We start from the raw sequence: 19288 nt of genomic DNA, 5'->3' as shown, positions 1-19288 counted from the left end.
GATTAAAGTTTCACTTTATAGCGAAAACTGCTTTCGATTCTTACTCAAACAATAATAATACGTAATAGCTAGTACAGCGACACTTAGCCAAAATGTAAAATAACCGATTTGTTCTATAAACAAATGCATGATACCATATCTTGGCATTTGCCAAAATAAATAATCAATAACATCATTGTGTAACGTCCATATGACTGCTACAATATAATGCCACTTTTTTATACGGTAAAACGGGGCATACAATAAACCTTGTACAGCCATTGCAAAATGAGAAAATACCAACATATAACTGATAAACCCAAGGTCTCCCTTAACTATAAACATAATACCATTTACAACAACAGCCCATATACCATATTTCATTAAGGAAACGATTGCTAAGGCTTCGATTAGCCCCCAATTTTTATTGCACAAAAAGGCCAATAATACAAAAACAAAAAAGAAACTTGCAATAGGACTATCAGGAACAAATGGCCAGAATATCACTGAAGTTTCCATCAGTTGATCTCCATACCAAAGGAAACCATATATTGTCCCTAAAATGTTAATGATGAGCAAAAATAATAAAACGGAACGCTGTCTTAATAAAGCATACAAATAAACCAATCTATATGTACAACACCTTTCAAATATAGTAGTTCTTCATTACATCAAAATACCCATTCTATATAAATACAAATTGAAAAACTGATATAAACCCTTTCTTTTTGGCTGGAAGGGGGCGACCACTGATATCTTAAAAAATCAAAATGTATTTATATATTATACCAAACTTCTTATTCCAAATAGAAAAGCTGACTACAAAATTGCAGTCAGCTCTCTCTTATTTTTTATTATATTTCGCAATGAACTCTGAAAGTTTTTTCAGCTCTTCATCCGTACCTTTAAATACCCCTTTAGGCATTGCACCTTTTCCATCTTTCGCGATCTTTGCAATTTCCTCTGGTTTTAAAGTTAAGTTTTGCAGTGCTGGTGCCGCTGCACCACCTTGCAAGTTATCACCGTGACATGTTAAACACGTATTTTTTTGCACAAGCTTATAACCTTCATCATTTTTATCAACTTGAACCGTTTTAACAATCGCACCTTGTTTTTTTGCAGCTTCCCAGTCATGGTGCGCCACAGATTCCCATGTTAAAAAGATGATAGAAGCAATTGCTAAAAGCATAAATCCAGTTGCAACTGGACGTTTCAATGGACGTCTTTCAGGACCTCGATCGAGAAATGGAGCCAATAACAATGCTCCAAATGCAATCCCTGGCATAATAAACGCGCCAATTACAGTAAACGGGCCTGATGCATATGAGTATTTTAACAATTGATATAAAAATAAGAAGTACCAGTCTGGAAGTGGTATATATCCTGCATCTGTAGGATCCGCCATTCTCTCAAGTGGTGACGGGTGCGCCACCGTTAAACATAAATAACCGATTAAAAAAACCGCACCAACCATCCATTCTTTCAATAAGAAGTTCGGCCAAAACGCTTCTGTTTTCCCTGGATATTCAGAATAATCTTTCGGGATATTCGGTTTACGTGCAACAGGTACCCGTGAATCTCCCACAAACTTCATCCCTTTACCGCGATGCATAATCTCCCTCCTTTAATTCAATTTTTCTCCTATTCTTTCAAATTAGCAATCTCTTATAGCGGACCAGAAATACCTTGTTTGCGAATCATGATGAAGTGGAAGGCCATTAAGCCTAGAAGTGCTGCTGGTAAGAAGAAGACGTGAATAGCAAAGAAGCGAGTTAATGTTTGAGCCCCAACAATTTCGGAATGACCAGCAAGTAATGTTTTAATATAAGGGCCGATAAGCGGTGTTTGCTCCGCAATTTGAATCCCTACTTTTGTTGCAAATAACGCTTTCATATCCCATGGTAATAAATATCCGGTAAAACCAAGACCTAGCATAACAAAGAAAATAAGAACACCGACAATCCAGTTTAATTCACGAGGTTTCTTATATGCACCTTGGAAGAAAACCCTAAGTGTATGTAAAAACATCATTACAATTACAAGGCTGGCACCCCAATGGTGCATGCCGCGAACAATTTGCCCATATGCAACTTCATTTTGTAAATAATAAACAGATTCCCAGGCATTTTTAATATCAGGCACATAATACATTGTTAAAAACATACCTGATAAAATTTGAATCACAGTGACGAAGAATGTTAGCCCTCCAAAGCAATAGACAAATGCTGAAAAATGATGCGCTGGGTTTACATGCTCTGGTACTTCATGGTCTGCAATATCACGCCATATTGGTGTAATATCCAACCTTTCGTCCACCCAATCATAAATTTTATTTAGCATCTATTTCGCACCCCCTTGTGGCTTTGCTTTACCTAGATAAAGCGTTCCATCCTTTACTTTTGCTTCATACAAATCAAGCGGTGCGAGCGGTGGAGTTCCCTTCACATTCGTACCATCTTTCGTATAACGCCCCGCGTGACAAGGACAAAAGAATTGATTTGGATGACTCTTGTCCGAATTCCAGTTTACCGTACACCCTAAATGTTTACACACCGGAGATAATGCCACTATGTCGCCGCTTTCATTTTTATACACCCACGCTGATTTTGGCTCTTCTGACTTATACCAACCATCAACTTGTTTCACTTTAAAGTCGAAGCGTTTTGGTTCTGCTGAAATCTCTTTTACTTGCGCAACAGCAACCATATCTCCCCCTGCTTCTTTCCTTAAAACTGGATCAAGCGCAAAACGCGTCATCGGCATTAAAATTCCAGCTGCCATAAAACCTCCTACACCTGTAAGCGTGTAGTTCAAAAATTGTCTTCTTGACACACGATGTTCTTTCTCGCTCACGAAAATTTCCCCCCTCTATCAGAAATTGTCCCCCCGTGACAAAACAGTATAAAAATAAAAACTAGGACACTATCATGATATAATACCCACATGCGCAGGTCAATATCATACTACTCATAATCATAAGAACTATCTGGTTATTTTTTATTTTCCCACTTTTCTGTTAATAAAGCCATTATATTTTTTACATGCGCATGAATTATTTCTCTTTTCGCTTGATCACTAAATTCTTCTAGCGATAGAGCGGGTAACCAAAACAAATGACCTGACAATGCAGTTTCAGCCTCTTTCCATGAAAAATCACTTGTAACATATGCAATATGTTTCAATCCTTGCTCTTGTAAGTGACTTGTCCAATCTTGCAGACGCTCTTGCTCCCCCTTTTGTTGTTCAACTAAATAAGTAAACGGAGGTAGTAGAAACACCCTTCCTTTATATTCTCTTTCTAACTCCCTGCTTAAATTTTCAATAAATTCCCCTTGTGCAACAATACTTTTCATTTCTTTTGTTACTGAAATAGAAAGAAGGGGTATAATACCAGTATCCACATATTCTCTAGCTTGTTCAAATTGCTCTGCATCTTTTACAACCCATTTCACCATAATTCCCCCCTTTACCTCTTATTCCATTTTAAATGACAGAACTTTCACTTTATATCTATTAAACCATACTAAAACAGGTAAAAAAAGAAAAACTACCTATATTAGGTAGTTTTTCTTCAAATAGTCAGAAGTTTGTCAAAATTAAATAAAATTAACATTCCTTACAAGCTTTTCAATTCCTCTGTTAACTTACAAAAAGCTTCCTTATCCTGATTGTCCAGCGCTTCATCGATTTGTTTTAAAAGTCGATCTCTTCGAAATGAAAATACACTCTCTTCTAAAAATCGTTCTGCAAGTAAACGATCTTTTTCATTTACTTCAATATGCTTTGGTAAGTATGGATTTTCTTCTAATACCGCTACATAATTTGCATTTTGAAACGATGATTTAAAATTAAGTTGAATATAAATATCCTCATCTCGATTTAAACGAATGTCATGAAACGATTTTTCTGCATCCGTCGTCATAACATTTTGTTTAAAGAAGTGAAACGGTGTATCTTTCACGCAATTTGCTGACATCACTAAGCCACGAGGGCAATATTTTGCATGTTCTACGAAGTGGACCTTGTGCATTAATTGGTCATGACTCATTAAATAATTTAAAATCCATACACATTCACGCTGTTTCAGTTGATAATTGTTTAAAAACCATTTTACGAAATCCTTCTTCTCGTTTACAGAAACAGGGGTATTCATAGCGCTTAGTCCCTCCTCTGTCTTTCTTTTTTCTTATTTTTTAAATTCAAGAAGCAGCATTCACTTTCCTTCCAACTTATGAAAAATCCTCTAAATTATATAGCAATTCTTCGATGTGAATTTGTGTCGGATCCAGTTGTAATAAGCGTGTAAATACTTCTTTCGCTTCTTTTCGTAACCCTTCTTCTAATAAGAAATAGCCGTACTCTTCCAAGAAATCTGGATGATTCTTAAAAGAAGTATATGCACTCTCATAGTGTTTTAATGCATCAGAATACATTTCTAATTGTTTTTTAGCAAATGCCAAATCCCAAAGTAATTGCGTATCTTGCTCTCCACTGTCCATTGCATTTTCTACAACAGCGATTAACTCTTCATATTTTTCTTGTTCTTTTAAGATATATGCATATTTTAATATCGCACCTAAATGTCCTGGATCAAGCTGTAATGCTTTTTGAAGCAATTCTTCAGCTTCTGCTAATTTTCCTATCTTCGCCGCAATATTTGCAAGTTCTACATAAAGAGGCACGGATAACTCATCAATTTTAATTCCTTCATGAAGTGTTTCATAACTTTCTTGAAGCATTCCTTCTTTTTCATAACATTTAGCTAAATACATATATAAGGATGCATATTCCGGGTCTAATTCTTTTAATTCTTGCCAAGCCCCGATTGATCTTTGATACTCTTCACCTTGATAAAGTGTAAATGCATAGCCAAATAAAGAATGAATATCTTTCTGCTGTTCTAATCCTTCTTCATAGTATGTAATTGCTTCTTCCCAGTTTCCAATTGCACTTAATGTTTCCGCCAGGCGAAGGGCAATTACAACACCTCCCATTACCTTGTGCTCAGAAAGTAATGACTGATAATAGGCAATTGCTTTTTGCTCTTCACCTTTGCTACTATAAAGTTCTGCTAGTCCAAAAGTTATAACAGGCTCTTCTGGCATCATTTCTTTTGCTTTTAATAACTTTTGTTCTGCGACATCATCGAAGCCCTGCATTTGAAATAAATCCGCAACAAGTAGTAGAGATTGAACATACAGTTCGTCATCTTCAGGAATATCATGGAGTACTTCGATTGCCTCATCTTCTTTATCTAAATCAATATATAACTCTGCTAAAAAGATTGTAAACTCGCTTTCCTCGGGATATAACAACCGTAAATCTTCTGTAATCGCTAACGCTTCATCAATAAATCCAAGCGTATGATAGTAACGAGCAATATCATATTTCTCTTCGTCCGTCCCTTGTTTTACCAATTCTTTTAATTGTTCTAATCCTTTTTCTGCTTCACCGTTTTCAATGTAAGAAACAGCCTGTTCAAACTTTTGCATAAATGTCTCCTTTAACTCTTATAATATTCTCTTCTGTTCATTAATCATAAACAACAGTCGTCATGTAAGCAACTAAAAGGATGCAGAAAGAATCTTTCTAAACTGAAAAGATTCTTTTGCTTCACAGAGATTCTAACTGTTCAAAAAAATTCGGATAGGATACAGCGACTGCATCACCATTTTCAATTTGTATGTATATATCTTTATTGTACTTCTTTCTTTCTTCATCGTGCAAATATGTTTAATCTAAAAGAAAACGACTCCTACTAATAGGAGCCGCTACCATTTTTAAGAATATGTTTCTTCTTTCTTTACAAGTTCCGTAAGTAATTCAATAATCTCATCATTCTCTTCTTTTAAACCAACCGTAATTCGAATACCCTCAGGCAAGCCAAATGCAGCACCTGAACGAACAATATACCCTTTTCGCATTAATCTTTCAAATGCTTCGTTACCAGGAATTCCAAGCTCTAAGAAGATGAAATTTGTTTGTGATGGATAATAAAAAACGTCGTATTTCTCACAGAACGTATAATATTGATTTAATCCTTCGGCATTTCGCTTCACACACTCTTGTAAAAACACCTGATCTTCTATTGCAACTGACGCTACAGCTTGCGCAATAGTCGACGTATTAAACGGTAGTCTCGCTACTTCTAATTGCTGTATAAGTTTTTCATTCCCTACAGCATAACCAAGGCGAAAAGCAGCTAAACCATATGCTTTTGAAAATGTACGTAGCACCATAAGGTTTTCATACTCTTCAAGAAGCGGTAATGTTTGCGGATAATCTTCTGCTCCTGCATATTCATAGTATGCTTCATCCATAATGACAAGCGTCCTTTTCGGAACTGCCTCTAAAAATGAAAGTAATTTTTGTTTTTCTACATATGTTCCTGTTGGATTATTCGGATTACAAATCCATACAATTTGTGTTTTCTCATCAATTTTCTCAAGCATCGCATCCAAGTCGTGAATACCATCCTTAAGTGGCACTTCACGAACCTCTGCTCCTTCAATCACAGCATGGTGGTAGTATTGTGAAAATGTTGGATTTGCCATTACAACATTTGTACCTTTATGTAATAAAGCACGACTAATCATTTGAATGACTTCATCTAATCCACTACCAAACAAAAGTTGTTCTGCTTTCACATGAAGATGCGCAGCTACTTTTTCACGAAGTTCAAAAGCTGCTCCATCTGGATATAAAGCATATTGCGTACTTAAGGAAGCTAAAACTTCCGTTACACGTTTTGAACAACCAAATGGGTTTTCATTAGATGCTAATTTCACAATTTTAGATAATCCATATTCTCTTTTTACTTCTTCAATGTTTTTGCCAGGTACATATGCTTTCAAAGTTAACAATTGCTCTTTTACTCTCATTTTTATTCCCCCTGTCATTTTACTAGATCAGGCCGAAGTATAGTTGCCTTTTCTACATACACATGCTTTACTTCATGTTGTAATTTTTTGTCATGACCGTCATCATTACACGAATACACTTCTACAAAGCATTGGGTACTCCTATCTCTTTCACGCACATCACCGGTACATATATACATCCTTCTAAACGTCTTAATGCCGCTGCAGGAAAACAATTATTCAGATCTGCCGTCATAGAAAGTAAAACCGACACGATATCAGTAGGGCAAACTTCATTTTCATTTATGATTTCGTTTACTAAATACTCTGTTGCAATTAATATTTCTTAGGATTCATTATGTTCGACTGTAATCGCGCCGCGTATTGCGTGATTTAAATAGATTCCCCATCTCTTTGAAATGCTTCTAATGCAACATGAACAGTCTCATCTGAAATAGATACGACATTCACTACCCCATATTCCTGCATAAGTACCATATGAATTATTCCTGCGTTCGCTTTTTTATCTTGTTTCATCACTTGTATAAGACGTTCTACATTTAAATGAATCGGCATATCTGGATAACCATACTGAGAAAACCAACGCTTCATTTCTTTATAGCCAAGGTCCACCTTATAAATTTGCTCACTTAAAAATATAGCGAATAGCATACCAATTGCAACCCCATCGCCATGTGTGATGTTGCCATATCCCATCTCTTTTTCAAGAGCATGCCCTAATGTATGCCCAAAGTTTAAATGAGCACGCACTCCTTTTTCCGTTTCATCTTGAGCTACAATATTCGCCTTTACAGGAATCGCTCTCTTTAAAATATAAATTAACTTTTCATCTCTTATATCTTCTAATGTCTTCACTTCACGCTTTAACCAATGATATAATTCCACATCACCAATCAAAGCATGTTTAATTGCTTCCGCAAATCCTGAACGCCATTCTTTTTCCGGTAACGAGTTTAAAAACGGTGTATGATACAGCACTGCTTCCGGCTGATGAAACGCTCCAATCATATTTTTTCCTAATGGATGATTAATGGCAACTTTTCCACCAACTGCACTGTCATGCGCTAGTAACGTTGTTGGAACTTGAATGAAGCGAATACCACGCATAAATGTCGCCGCAATAAAACCAGCTAAATCACCGATCATTCCTCCTCCAAGTGCAACAACTAAAGAATGTCGATCTATCCCATTTTCAAGCGCTGAAGTATGAGCCGCATAAAAATTTTCAAATGATTTTTCTTTTTCTCCACTTGGAACAACAAATGAAAAAACATGTTTTTCTACTTGCAATGCATTCATAACTTTTTCTAAATGAAATGATGCGACAGATTCATCAGACATAATCATTATATTAGAAACAGCTGGCTTCATATTTCGAACAAGCATTGTCAAATGTGACAACGCATCTTTTCCTATATATACATCATACTCTTTAGACTGCGTCTGAATATGTATTTTTTCCATTAAAATCCCCTCGCATATTCATTATGTTTCTTTATATTTTCACGAATACTATCTATACGATCTGCTCCAAATTGTTCTACTAGAGCTACCGCTAGCTCCCACGCAACGACTGCTTCCGCCACAACGCTAGCTGCCGGTACAGCACAACTATCCGAACGTTCAATGCTCGCTGAAAAAGATTCTTTCGTATCAATATCAACGCTTTGAAGGGGTTTATACAGGGTTGGAATTGGTTTCATGACGCCTCGAACAACAACCGGCATTCCTGTTGTCATACCGCCTTCTAATCCACCCGCATGATTTGTTCTTCTTGTATATCCATCTTCCTTATCCCAAAGAATTTCATCATGCACTTGACTCCCTGGTTTATGCGCTGCTTCAAATCCAATACCAATTTCTACACCTTTAAAAGCGTTAATGCTCATTACTGCGGCTGCTAATTTCGCGTCAAGTTTTCGATCGTAATGGACATAGCTTCCTACTCCAATTGGCATTCCTTCCACAATCACTTCTACAATGCCACCAATAGAATCTCCACTTGTTTTCGCATCATCAATTGCCTGCATCATTTTTTTTCCTGCTTCTTCATCTAAACAACGAACAGGAGACGCTTCTGTAATTTCTTGTAGTCGTTCTATTGAGTCATATGTAAGATTTTCTGCCTGCACACCACCAATTTCAATTACATGCCCTGCAACCTTGACACCTAACTCTGCTAAAAGTTTTTTTGCAACAGCACCTGCTGCAACTCGAACTGTTGTTTCACGTGCCGAAGAGCGTTCAAGTACATTTCTCATATCACGGTGCCCGTATTTAATGGCACCATTTAAATCAGCATGACCAGGTCTTGGTCTTGTAATTTGTCTTTTCATCTCTTTTGCTTCTTGTTCAGTCAACGGATCTACTCCCATAATCTTTGTCCAATGGGTAAAATCTCGATTTTCTACAACGAGCGCAATTGGAGACCCGAGTGTATGTCCATGTCTAACACCACTGACAATTTGCACTTGATCTTTTTCAATTTGCATGCGTCTTCCGCGGCCGTATCCTTTTTGTCTTCTCGCTAACTCTTCATTTATATCATCCGCCACTAGAGATAAACCTGCCGGAATTCCTTCTAAAATCGTTGTAAGTTGCGGACCATGAGACTCACCAGCTGTCATATATCTCATCGGTTATTCCTCTTTTCTTGTATTTATTTCATTTGCTCTAGCAATACTACAACATCATACTAAAAACGAAAATAGCAGGGCAGAACACATACTATTCGTTTAAACATCATTTGCCATTCTGTTGATACATAAAGTAAAGTTTCTTAATTAATAGAAACTTTACTTTATGTATCAATATATCATACCAAGCTTACCTTCGTAACTATTTGAAACTAAAAAAGTGCAAGAGGAAGTAATTATCCCCTTGCACTTTTCACTATTATCACAGTGATTAAAGCGTTTACAAATTATTTTAAAATAATTAGTAAATCCATTGATTCATTAATTTTGAGTAATCTACTAACTCTTCTTCTTTGAAGAAAATACCAATCTCACGTTCTGCACTTTCTAGAGAATCAGAACCATGGATAATATTTTTCGCAACTGTTACACCAAAATCGCCACGAATTGTACCTGGTGCCGCTTCATGAGGTCTTGTTTTACCCATCATATTACGAGCAGTATCTACTACACCTTCACCTTGCCATACCATCGCAAAAACAGGACCAGATGTAATGAAATCTACTAATTCACCAAAGAAAGGTTTTTCTGTGTGCTCAGCGTAATGTTGTCCTGCAATTTCTGGAGTCACTTGCATTAATTTCGCACCAACTAATTGAAAGCCCTTTTTCTCAAAGCGAGCTACAATTTCCCCAATGAAGGCACGTTGTACACCGTCTGGTTTTACCATTAGAAATGTTTTTTCCATAAAAAATCTCTCCACTTCTGAATTATGTATGTAATTGTATATCCCCACACACATATTAACACCCTTATCACAATTGTGCAATAGTTTTGAAATAGAGAGATTATTTTATTTGTAAAAGAAATGCATTAAAATTTTCGTTTTCCAATATACTTTGCGACATTTTGCAATGCATATTTTGCTTGCCCACGTGGCAATGGCTTTATTACCTCTAATGCTTTATGTAAATAACGTTCACTAAACGCAAAGGCTTGGTCAATTGCTGGGCTATTTTTAATCCCATGAATAATTTCATTCATTTCACTTGCCGTTGTATTTTCATGAACTGCTACAATTTTCTCTCGGAGTTTCGGATCCTCCATAGCATACAGCGCTGGCAGTGTAACATTTCCCTGTAACAAATCTCCACCTGCAGGCTTTCCAAGCTTTTCTTCTGTTGACACAAAATCTAAAATATCATCAATGATTTGATAAGACATACCAACAAAATAGCCATACCAAAACAAACGATTCACCGTATCACGATTCGCTCCCGAAGCAATAGCACCTAACTGACAACTTGCCGCAATTAATAGTGCTGTTTTCCTCTTTATTCTTCGTAAATACGTTCTTAAATTTTGATTGTAATTATACTTATCCTTAATTTGTTCAATTTCACCTTTACAAACTTCCAAAATTGTATACGACAAGGCTTGATGTGCTTCTGGAACTTCTAAATTGGTAATACATTCAAGAGACTTCGCAAACAAATAATCTCCTGTATACATCGCAATTCGGTCTCCCCATTTCGCATTAACCGTTGGGCTACTACGTCGCAATAGCGCTGCATCAATTACGTCATCATGAACAAGAGAAGCCATATGAATAAGTTCTAGCGCAACTGCCACATGCTTAATTGCATCTAACTTATAGTCCCCAAATTTCCCTGCAAGCAATACAAAAACAGGACGAATTCGTTTCCCACCAGCTTCAATAAGTTGCAATGCCGCATCTTCTATTAGTTGTTGTTCTGAGGCAACAACCTTCTTTAATTCTTTTTCTATCACATTAATATCCGATCGTAAAAAAGAGTACATAAGTTGTAACTTCATATTGTTCACCTTAACCTAAAACGTCTTTTTTCTATTTTGATTCGGGTTTAAACCCTAAATGCATAGCTGCTACTCCAAAAGTAAATGGTTTCACTTGTACACGCTCAAGCCCAGCGGTCTCAAACATACTTGCTAATTCTTTCATCCCTGGGAATGTGCTGGCAGACTCTTGAAGCCATGAATATTCCTTATAACTTTTGGCAAACATCTTTCCAAATAACGGCATGATATATTTAAAATATAAAACATACATCTGACGAAAACCAACCATCGTTGGTTGAGATGTTTCTAAACAAATTACTTTTCCACCTGGTTTAACCACACGTGTCATTTCTTTTAATACGTGCATATAATCTGGAACGTTACGCAATCCAAAACCAATTGTTACATAATCAAATGTATTATCTTCAAATGGCAGTTCCATTGCATTCCCGTGCAGAAGTTCTACATGTTTTAATTCTAAAGCTTTTACTTTTTCTTTTCCGACAGATAGCATATTTTCACTAAAGTCTAATCCATATACTTTTCCAGTCGTTCCAACTGCATCCGCCATTGCAATTGTCCAATCAGCAGTTCCACAACACACATCTAACGCCTTACTTCCAGGCCGCACATCCATAATTCGCATCGTTTCTTTTCGCCATGCTTTATGTCTTTGAAAACTTATAACCGAATTCATTACATCGTATTTATCAGAGATTTTCTCAAATACATCATGTACTCTTTCTTCTTTTGATTGCTGCATGCTCTTACCCTTCTTCCAATATAAAATTGCTTATGTTTTCAATTTATCTTTTAAAGTAGAAACTAGATCCCCAATTTCTTTATGCTTTTGTAGAAATGTACGTTCTTGTTTGTCCACTTCTTCCAACCATTCTTTACAGACGGTTTCCACGTTTCTGTCATCATCATTTGATAGAGTCGCTTGAACCGCTTGAAAAACAGGTACATTTTGTCTTTCAGCATGCAATTGATACTCTTTTTGAAGACGCTCTCTCCCTAATACATACGCTATAAACGGCTTCCAATATGATACATGAAAATGATCACATGTTTTCTGCAAAAGTGCGGACTCAATCGTCATCATGCTTTCAATAACTTCATCAACTGTTTGATATGCCTTCTGATATAACATAATTTTATGTTCATTAATTTCTTTAATTCCTTCAGCCAGCGCACGAATCAGTACAATATCACAATTCATTGAAAGTAAATAATAATACAACCCACTATAATAGTCACCTGCAAGGACTGTAAGTTGACGCCGCTTATGAAATCCGCTCGTTTCTTTATCTGCTTTGTTTGACACCTTTTCATGTGTATCGAGAGCTATCTGCACAAGCATAATCGTTACTACATAATGATCAATTTGCTCTTTATGTAAATTTGTACTTTTTAAAGCAGCATATAAAAGCACTACTTTTTCTTCATCAATAAATGGTTCTTCAATATAGTTTATAAAATAAGGATGGCGCAGTTTTGCTAGCAACTGCTCCCTTATATCCGCATACCTTCCGTAGATGTCACACACAAAAAATCACCCTTGTTTTCTAATTCATAAAACCTATTATAACACATACATTCTATTTTCTATAACCAAAACTTGGGGAATCAAAACAAACTACAATTTAGATTTCTATTCATATAATATGCATAAAAAACAAAAAATCACTCATCCATAAGTTCATGGACAACCCAAAAAATATATGTAACTTTTTAAAGACGATATGTAACCATTCATAAAATGATATAAATAAAAAAGAAAAGCAGTTTCCCGCTTTCCTTTACTTCTCCTTAATAAAAGACAAAATTTCACTACGTGCCGCTGCGTTATTTTCTAGTACACCGCGCACTGCTGTAGTTACCGTTTTTGCACCAGGTTTCTTCACGCCGCGCATTGTCATACACATATGCTCTGCTTCAACAACTACCATCACACCATGTGGCTCTAGTACTTCCATAATAGAATCAGCTACTGTTGAAGTAATACGCTCTTGAAGTTGTGGACGACGTGCAATTGTATCTACAGTACGAGCTAATTTACTTAAACCCGTTACTTTTCCACCACGTGGAATATATGCAACATGAGCAACTCCATAAAAAGGAACGAGATGATGCTCACACATCGAATAAAACGGAATATCTTTCACTAATACAAGTTCTTCGTGATCTTCTCCAAACACTTTATGCAAATGTTCCTTCGGATCTTCGTGCATACCTGAAAATACTTCTGCATACATCTTCGCAACACGTTTTGGTGTATCTAGTACACCCTCACGGTTAGGATCGTCCCCAATCGCTTCTAAAATGAGGCGCACCGCCTGTTCAATTTGTTCTAAGTTAACTTTTACCATCCGCTTAACCCTCCCGAAAAACCTAAAAGTGATACGAACACATTCTAGCATATTTATGATTTTAAAAGCAAAAAGAAGAGTTCCCCAAAAAAGGAAACTCTTCTTCCCTGTTAATATGTAAGGATTATTTAACCGCATCTTTTAACGCTTTACCAGGTTTGAATGCAGGTACTTTACTTGCAGCGATTTCAATTTCCTCACCAGTTTGTGGGTTACGTCCTTTACGAGCCGCACGCTCACGAACTTCGAAGTTACCGAATCCGATCAATTGTACTTTATCACCTTGTTTTAAAGCTTCTAAGATAGAATCAAAAACAGCGTCAACTGCTTTTGTTGCGTCCTTTTTAGAAAGGGAACTTGCTTCTGCAACAGCATTGATTAAATCTGTCTTGTTCATGCCATTCACCTCCTCCCAAAGATAAGACTGTATAATGATCATAAAATGAGTCTTACTTTCATTTGTAGGCAATTTTTACAAATTCTATACTACAAAGATGTAGATAAATCATTATCAACGCCTATATTATACGATTCTCCTGTATAATTCAATATTTTTAAAGAAATTGTTACTACGAAAATGTGAAAAAACGATGAAACTTGACAATATGCTACAAAGTGTTAGATAATGGCTATTTATTTGCTAGCTACTCCCCTATAAAGCGAAACTTCTATCACGAACCTAGCACTTCTAGACCGTTATCTCTCCATATATCCTCCTTTTCGGTAGGTATCTTATACGAGATAAAAAACAAAAGCTCCCTGCGAGCAGGGAGCTTTTGTTTATAAAATAATGGCAATTAATCCGCCAGATCCTTCGTTAATAATTCTTTCGAGCGTTTCTTTTAATTTATAACGTGCATTTTCAGGCATTAAAGACAATTTTGCTTGAATCCCTTCTCGAACAATTGAACTCAGCGAACGTCCAAAGATATCAGAGTTCCATATAGAAAGCGGATCATCTTCAAAATCTTGCATTAAGTAACGGACAAGCTCTTCACTTTGCTTTTCAGTACCAATAATTGGCTCAAAAGTAGATTCAACATCGACTTTAATCATATGAATCGACGGTGCAACGGCCTTTAATTTCACACCAAATCGCGATCCATGGCGAATAATTTCCGGCTCATCTAGACTCATATCAGCTAATGCAGGTGCAGCCACACCATACCCTGTTTGTTTGACCATCCTTAAAGCATCTGAAACTTGATCATACTCCGTTTTCGCATGAGAAAAATCAAGCATCAACTTTAACAAATGATCTTTCCCTCTAATTTCTACGCCTACAACTTCTTTTAATATTTGATCGTACAACTCATCCGGTGCATATAAGTCAATTTCTGCAACACCTTGCCCCATATCGATCCCAGCTAGACTCGCCCGATCAATAAACTCATATTGACTAAACTGCCAGACAACACGGTCTACATCGCGAAGTCGTTTTATATCTTTAACTGTCTCTTGAACAGCTTCTTGATAACTTTGGCGTAACCAATGTCCTTCATTTAATACCATGACCCAGCTTGGTAGATTCACATTCACTTCCAAAACAGGGAATTCAAATAAAGCTTCGCGAAGTACATTGTAAACATCTGTTTCTCTTAAACTCTCCACACTCATTGCCAATACAGGAATATCATGCTCTTCTGATAAACTTTGACGTAACTGTTCTGTATCTGGATGATAAGGCTGTACAGTATTAATAATCATGATAAATGGTTTACCTACTTCTTTTAATTCATTGATAACACGTTCTTCTGCTTCTATATAATCCCGTCTTGGAATTTCTCCAATCGTTCCATCAGTTGTAATGACAACCCCAATAGTAGAATGTTCTTGAATTACTTTACGAGTTCCAATTTCAGCAGCCTCATGAAACGGGATAGGCTCTTCATACCAAGGTGTATTAATCATTCTTGGGCCATTCTCATCTTCGTATCCTTTCGCTCCAGGAACCGTATAACCTACACAATCTACTAATCGAATATTTACTTCAAGACCGTCATCAACCTGAATGGAAACCGCTTGGTTTGGAACAAATTTTGGTTCTGTTGTCATAATCGTACGTCCAGCGGCACTTTGAGGTAATTCATCTTGTGCTCTTTGACGATCTGAATCATTTTCGATATTCGGAATAACAACAAGTTCCATAAATTTTTTAATAAACGTTGATTTTCCTGTTCGAACAGCTCCTACAACCCCTAAATAAATATCACCGCCCGTGCGCTCAGCAATATCTTTAAAAATATCGACCTTTTCCAAGTGATTCCCTCCCTCAAAATTTTTGGGAATAATACAAGTTTGTATTCACATACAATAGCCTTCATTGATGTTTCTTATCATATAAAATATTCTAGAAGTGCGGACAATATATCATATGATTTTGTCCTAAATTCATATGACTATTTAAAAAGAACTTTTTGTTTTCATCATAAGTTGTATTACATGAAAAAAACCTTTCTTCTAGAACTTATTCGCTAAAAGAAAGGTTCATGACTTATCATTTAAAAAAAATTGGTTCTCCGTTTTTTACTGTATACGGTAAAGAGTACGCAGGCACAAATGGTGTATCTTTTAAAAGCATATTCCGAATATCTTCTCCCTCTTTTATTTTTTCTCCATTTTTTTGTAACATTTCATATAAATCCATTCGATAATCAACAAAAATCTCTCCTTTTTCATTGATTACAAGCGGCAACCCTCTTCCAGAATATGGACTTGTCACTTGCGGCACATCTTTATATCCCATTTTTTTAAAATCCAGTTCATAAACACCATCTGCAATAACCTTTTTAAAAGGAGGATATTGATGATCATCGCGATACATTCGCAACTTCAACTTGACATCTCGTATTTGTTCCGCCATTCTGACGTCAAGTAACTTTACCGTTGGATTTGTTTCTACATCTACTAATACATATTGATACACTCCACCACTTTCATATGCATTTCCAGGTGCTTCTTGTATATAACGTGGTGCAATTTTTTGAAAATCAATGGGGTATTTCTGATAAATTGGTGTATTCATATCACGTGTTTTAATTGGTAATAAGCCACTATTTTGTTCCTTGTATGTATTGACTGCCTTTTGAACAGCTTGCAACTGATCTTCATAAGGGACAGCATTTTGTTTCATATTTTCTCTAGGATACATACATCCTGATAAAAGGCTTATACAACAAAATATTAAAATAATATATGGTTTTTTCACAGATAATCCATCCTTTATTTTCTCAATCCCATCCATTACAACTCGTTTACACATCTCCACCTATCTCCTCACAATCTATCCGAAAATGAAAATAAAGAGTACTGATTATTCATTCTTATTGTTCAACCGGTCCACTAAACACTACAAGGAAAATAACAATCCCAGATACAATCATAAGCGTATAGGCAATACTCGCTGTAATCCCTTTCAAAATTTTATTCTTCATTTTATGTCTACTTAATAAAATAAAAACTACCGCAATAAACATAAATCCCATAGCCCCTAAAGAAAACCACATTTTTATAAGTCCTTCAGACATAGGCACACTCCTTAATTATTAATCTATTTTTATATTATTTTAACAAATTAAAAATTTTAAACAAATAAAAAAATAATATACCTCCCTTCTTTTTAGGGTAGGAGAGAGCATCCGACCATGCATAGAAGCGCCCAGACCCTCTTTTTATCCCATGTCATGTGAAAGCAAAGAGAGTAAATGAGTACGAGTCACCTTTTGCTTTTGTTAAAACAAATTATATACTGAAAGAGTAAAATTATTTTATATAAAGCGAAACTTTAATCAGTGGGGTTTTCTTCATCCCCCCTAATTATTAGTTGAACCAATCGGGCTTTTACAGGCCGTTGATCCCACACCTATCTTCCTCGTTTTTCTCTGAATCTTGAGGTGGGGGTCTTACTGCCCGTTAATGCGGGATAAAGCGAAACTTTAATCAATAAGTGTTTTCTTTCTCTCCCACTAATGATTTGTCATCACCAACCGGGATTTTCCAAAGTAAATAAAACTACCAAAAGTAAGCTTTAATTGACGTAAATCTCCTCACTCCCTTACTTTCTGATAAACTTTGAAACAAAAATAAAACCGAAGCGAATGTATCCCCTTCGCTTCGGTTGACCAAATATGCCCACAAACAGCTCCATTTCCATTTTCATAGCTATCGTATGCAATCCTCGAATCCTTTGTTTCTCATACTTTATTTTTTAAACATCTTACTTAACGAGCTAAAGTCCGCTGGCATATTATTATTAATAATTGCTTTTACAATTTGATCTTCTTGTTCTTTTGGCACCTCTCTTCCCGCCATTGTTGCAACTTGATGAATTAATTGACGTAGTACTTTTTCATCACGTAAATTTGCGTTTTGTACAGATGATGCTAATTTAAAAATATCGTCTTTATTTACTTTCGCTTCTTTCTCAATATTATTGAAAATGTTGTTATCCATTCCCTTCACCCTCTCTTCAATTTACACTCCATCGTATGCAAAAAGAATCAAATGGTGAAAAGACCTAGAAAAACCAAAAAGCTGTATACGTGCTTTTTTGCACGCATACAGCTTTTTGTTATAATAAATCGGGTATTGCTTCAACTTCATGTTTACGAACACGCCCCATCAATGATCCTACTGCATCTTTCACATTATTTCCATTGAATAGCACATCATATAAAGCTGACGTAATCGGCATTTCAACTTCCATTTTCTCAGCCATTTCGTATGCCGCTTTCGTTGTTCGTACACCTTCAACTACCATACCCATACTATCTAATACTTCTTCTAATGAATATCCTTTACCAAGCATATTTCCCGCGCGCCAATTTCGGCTATGGACACTTGTACAAGTTACAATCAAGTCGCCCATTCCTGTTAAACCAGCAAATGTCAACGGATTACCGCCCATCTTTCTTCCTAAACGCGCAATTTCCGTTAAACCACGTGTCATAAGAGCTGCTTTTGCATTATCACCTAATCCGAGGCCATCTGTTATGCCGGCGGCTAATGCGATAATATTTTTTAGCGCTCCACCAAGTTCTACTCCAACGATATCTGGATTCGTATACACCCTGAAATAACTATTCATAAATAAGTCTTGTACTTCTTCAGCCGCTTCCATACGCTTCGCTGCAGCAGTAACCGTTGTAGCTTGACGAAGTCCTACCTCTTCTGCATGGCTCGGTCCTGATAAAACAACGACATCTCGAATAAGATGCGCCGGAATTTCTTCTTCAATCATTTCCGAAATACGTTTCGAAGTTCCTGGTTCAATCCCTTTACTTGCATGAATCCAAGTCATCGGTCCTGAAACAAATTTCTTCATATCTTGCAATACTTCTCGATACGCTTTCGTCGGTACAACTAAAAGTACTGCACTTACATCTACTAATGCTTCCTCTAAAGAAGAGTAGGCTACGATTGTGCTTGGCAATGTAATTCCTGGAAGGTATCGACTGTTCTCATGTTTCATATTGATTTCATTCATGAGCTCGGAACGATTTCCCCAAATCCGTACATCATGACCATTGTCAGCTAATACCATCGCTAACGCTGTTCCCCAGCTACCTGCTCCTACTACTGTGATTTTTTTCATAAAATCACA

22 protein-coding genes are annotated in these 19288 nt (G+C 36.4%); all 22 read right to left on the bottom strand.

What is annotated here, in order from left to right:
• Positions 1 to 15 precede the first annotated feature (15 nt).
• The 22 genes from lhaT to KFD70_RS01530 all read right to left on the bottom strand — a co-directional run bounded on the left by lhaT (position 16) and on the right by KFD70_RS01530 (position 19279).
• The gene (gene lhaT / locus KFD70_RS01635) at positions 16 to 606 is read right to left on the bottom strand and encodes a lipoprotein heptaprenylglyceryl N-acetyltransferase LhaT (RefSeq protein WP_336451781.1); all 591 of its coding nucleotides are present in this window, start codon (positions 604 to 606) and stop codon (positions 16 to 18) included.
• A 217-nt stretch (positions 607 to 823) separates the two neighbouring features.
• Positions 824 to 1591 (bottom strand): menaquinol-cytochrome c reductase cytochrome b/c subunit, encoded by a 768-nt coding sequence (gene qcrC / locus KFD70_RS01630; protein WP_098339215.1) that lies wholly within the window; start codon positions 1589 to 1591, stop codon positions 824 to 826.
• 53 nt (positions 1592 to 1644) lie between these two features.
• The gene (qcrB, locus tag KFD70_RS01625; RefSeq protein ID WP_000932700.1) at positions 1645 to 2319 is read right to left on the bottom strand and encodes a menaquinol-cytochrome c reductase cytochrome b subunit; all 675 of its coding nucleotides are present in this window, start codon (positions 2317 to 2319) and stop codon (positions 1645 to 1647) included.
• Complete coding sequence (locus tag KFD70_RS01620) at positions 2320 to 2832, bottom strand: QcrA and Rieske domain-containing protein (protein WP_098339214.1); 513 nt, start codon at positions 2830 to 2832, stop codon at positions 2320 to 2322.
• 137 nt (positions 2833 to 2969) lie between these two features.
• Positions 2970 to 3434, bottom strand: a complete 465-nt coding sequence (locus KFD70_RS01615; RefSeq protein WP_336451780.1) for a YpiF family protein — start codon at positions 3432 to 3434, stop codon at positions 2970 to 2972.
• A gap of 161 nt (positions 3435 to 3595) precedes the next feature.
• Positions 3596 to 4132 (bottom strand): ReoY family proteolytic degradation factor, encoded by a 537-nt coding sequence (locus tag KFD70_RS01610; protein WP_003206504.1) that lies wholly within the window; start codon positions 4130 to 4132, stop codon positions 3596 to 3598.
• A 76-nt stretch (positions 4133 to 4208) separates the two neighbouring features.
• Positions 4209 to 5471: a tetratricopeptide repeat protein gene (locus tag KFD70_RS01605; protein WP_336451779.1), complete on the bottom strand. Its 1263-nt coding sequence runs from the start codon at positions 5469 to 5471 to the stop codon at positions 4209 to 4211.
• A gap of 288 nt (positions 5472 to 5759) precedes the next feature.
• Entirely contained in the window at positions 5760 to 6860 is a 1101-nt protein-coding gene (hisC, locus tag KFD70_RS01600; RefSeq protein WP_336451778.1) for a histidinol-phosphate transaminase, read from the bottom strand.
• A gap of 121 nt (positions 6861 to 6981) precedes the next feature.
• Positions 6982 to 7146, bottom strand: coding sequence for a chorismate mutase (locus KFD70_RS01595; RefSeq protein WP_336451980.1), 165 nt, complete (start codon positions 7144 to 7146; stop codon positions 6982 to 6984).
• A gap of 86 nt (positions 7147 to 7232) precedes the next feature.
• The gene (gene aroB / locus KFD70_RS01590) at positions 7233 to 8324 is read right to left on the bottom strand and encodes a 3-dehydroquinate synthase (RefSeq protein ID WP_336451777.1); all 1092 of its coding nucleotides are present in this window, start codon (positions 8322 to 8324) and stop codon (positions 7233 to 7235) included.
• Positions 8324 to 9496, bottom strand: a complete 1173-nt coding sequence (gene aroC, locus KFD70_RS01585) for a chorismate synthase (protein ID WP_336451776.1) — start codon at positions 9494 to 9496, stop codon at positions 8324 to 8326. The genes aroB and aroC overlap by 1 nt, the downstream gene beginning before the upstream one ends.
• A gap of 301 nt (positions 9497 to 9797) precedes the next feature.
• Complete coding sequence (gene ndk, locus KFD70_RS01580; RefSeq protein WP_174099628.1) at positions 9798 to 10244, bottom strand: nucleoside-diphosphate kinase; 447 nt, start codon at positions 10242 to 10244, stop codon at positions 9798 to 9800.
• A 125-nt stretch (positions 10245 to 10369) separates the two neighbouring features.
• On the bottom strand, positions 10370 to 11332 hold the full coding sequence (hepT, locus tag KFD70_RS01575; protein ID WP_336451775.1) for a heptaprenyl diphosphate synthase component II: 963 nt from the start codon (positions 11330 to 11332) through the stop codon (positions 10370 to 10372).
• 31 nt (positions 11333 to 11363) lie between these two features.
• The gene (locus KFD70_RS01570; RefSeq protein WP_336451774.1) at positions 11364 to 12077 is read right to left on the bottom strand and encodes a demethylmenaquinone methyltransferase; all 714 of its coding nucleotides are present in this window, start codon (positions 12075 to 12077) and stop codon (positions 11364 to 11366) included.
• A 30-nt stretch (positions 12078 to 12107) separates the two neighbouring features.
• Positions 12108 to 12863, bottom strand: coding sequence for a heptaprenyl diphosphate synthase component 1 (locus KFD70_RS01565; protein ID WP_336451773.1), 756 nt, complete (start codon positions 12861 to 12863; stop codon positions 12108 to 12110).
• A 253-nt stretch (positions 12864 to 13116) separates the two neighbouring features.
• Complete coding sequence (folE, locus tag KFD70_RS01560; RefSeq protein ID WP_336451772.1) at positions 13117 to 13686, bottom strand: GTP cyclohydrolase I FolE; 570 nt, start codon at positions 13684 to 13686, stop codon at positions 13117 to 13119.
• 124 nt (positions 13687 to 13810) lie between these two features.
• On the bottom strand, positions 13811 to 14083 hold the full coding sequence (locus KFD70_RS01555) for an HU family DNA-binding protein (RefSeq protein WP_001043860.1): 273 nt from the start codon (positions 14081 to 14083) through the stop codon (positions 13811 to 13813).
• Positions 14084 to 14466: 383 nt separating this feature from the next.
• On the bottom strand, positions 14467 to 15945 hold the full coding sequence (gene spoIVA / locus KFD70_RS01550) for a stage IV sporulation protein A (RefSeq protein ID WP_336451771.1): 1479 nt from the start codon (positions 15943 to 15945) through the stop codon (positions 14467 to 14469).
• Positions 15946 to 16183: 238 nt separating this feature from the next.
• Positions 16184 to 16894 (bottom strand): hypothetical protein, encoded by a 711-nt coding sequence (locus tag KFD70_RS01545; RefSeq protein WP_336451979.1) that lies wholly within the window; start codon positions 16892 to 16894, stop codon positions 16184 to 16186.
• A 115-nt stretch (positions 16895 to 17009) separates the two neighbouring features.
• Positions 17010 to 17213 (bottom strand): DUF2768 domain-containing protein, encoded by a 204-nt coding sequence (locus KFD70_RS01540; RefSeq protein ID WP_026591204.1) that lies wholly within the window; start codon positions 17211 to 17213, stop codon positions 17010 to 17012.
• A 673-nt stretch (positions 17214 to 17886) separates the two neighbouring features.
• Positions 17887 to 18138 (bottom strand): stage VI sporulation protein F, encoded by a 252-nt coding sequence (locus KFD70_RS01535; protein ID WP_336451770.1) that lies wholly within the window; start codon positions 18136 to 18138, stop codon positions 17887 to 17889.
• 118 nt (positions 18139 to 18256) lie between these two features.
• On the bottom strand, positions 18257 to 19279 hold the full coding sequence (locus tag KFD70_RS01530) for an NAD(P)H-dependent glycerol-3-phosphate dehydrogenase (protein ID WP_336451769.1): 1023 nt from the start codon (positions 19277 to 19279) through the stop codon (positions 18257 to 18259).
• Positions 19280 to 19288: the final 9 nt, after the last annotated feature.

Origin of the sequence: Bacillus pfraonensis, from assembly GCF_050768835.1 — a bacterium.
In the GTDB taxonomy this organism is placed as follows: domain Bacteria; phylum Bacillota; class Bacilli; order Bacillales; family Bacillaceae_G; genus Bacillus_A; species Bacillus_A pfraonensis.
The sequence above is the reverse complement of the archived record's forward strand: the minus strand, read 5'-3'. Positions and strand labels throughout refer to the sequence as shown.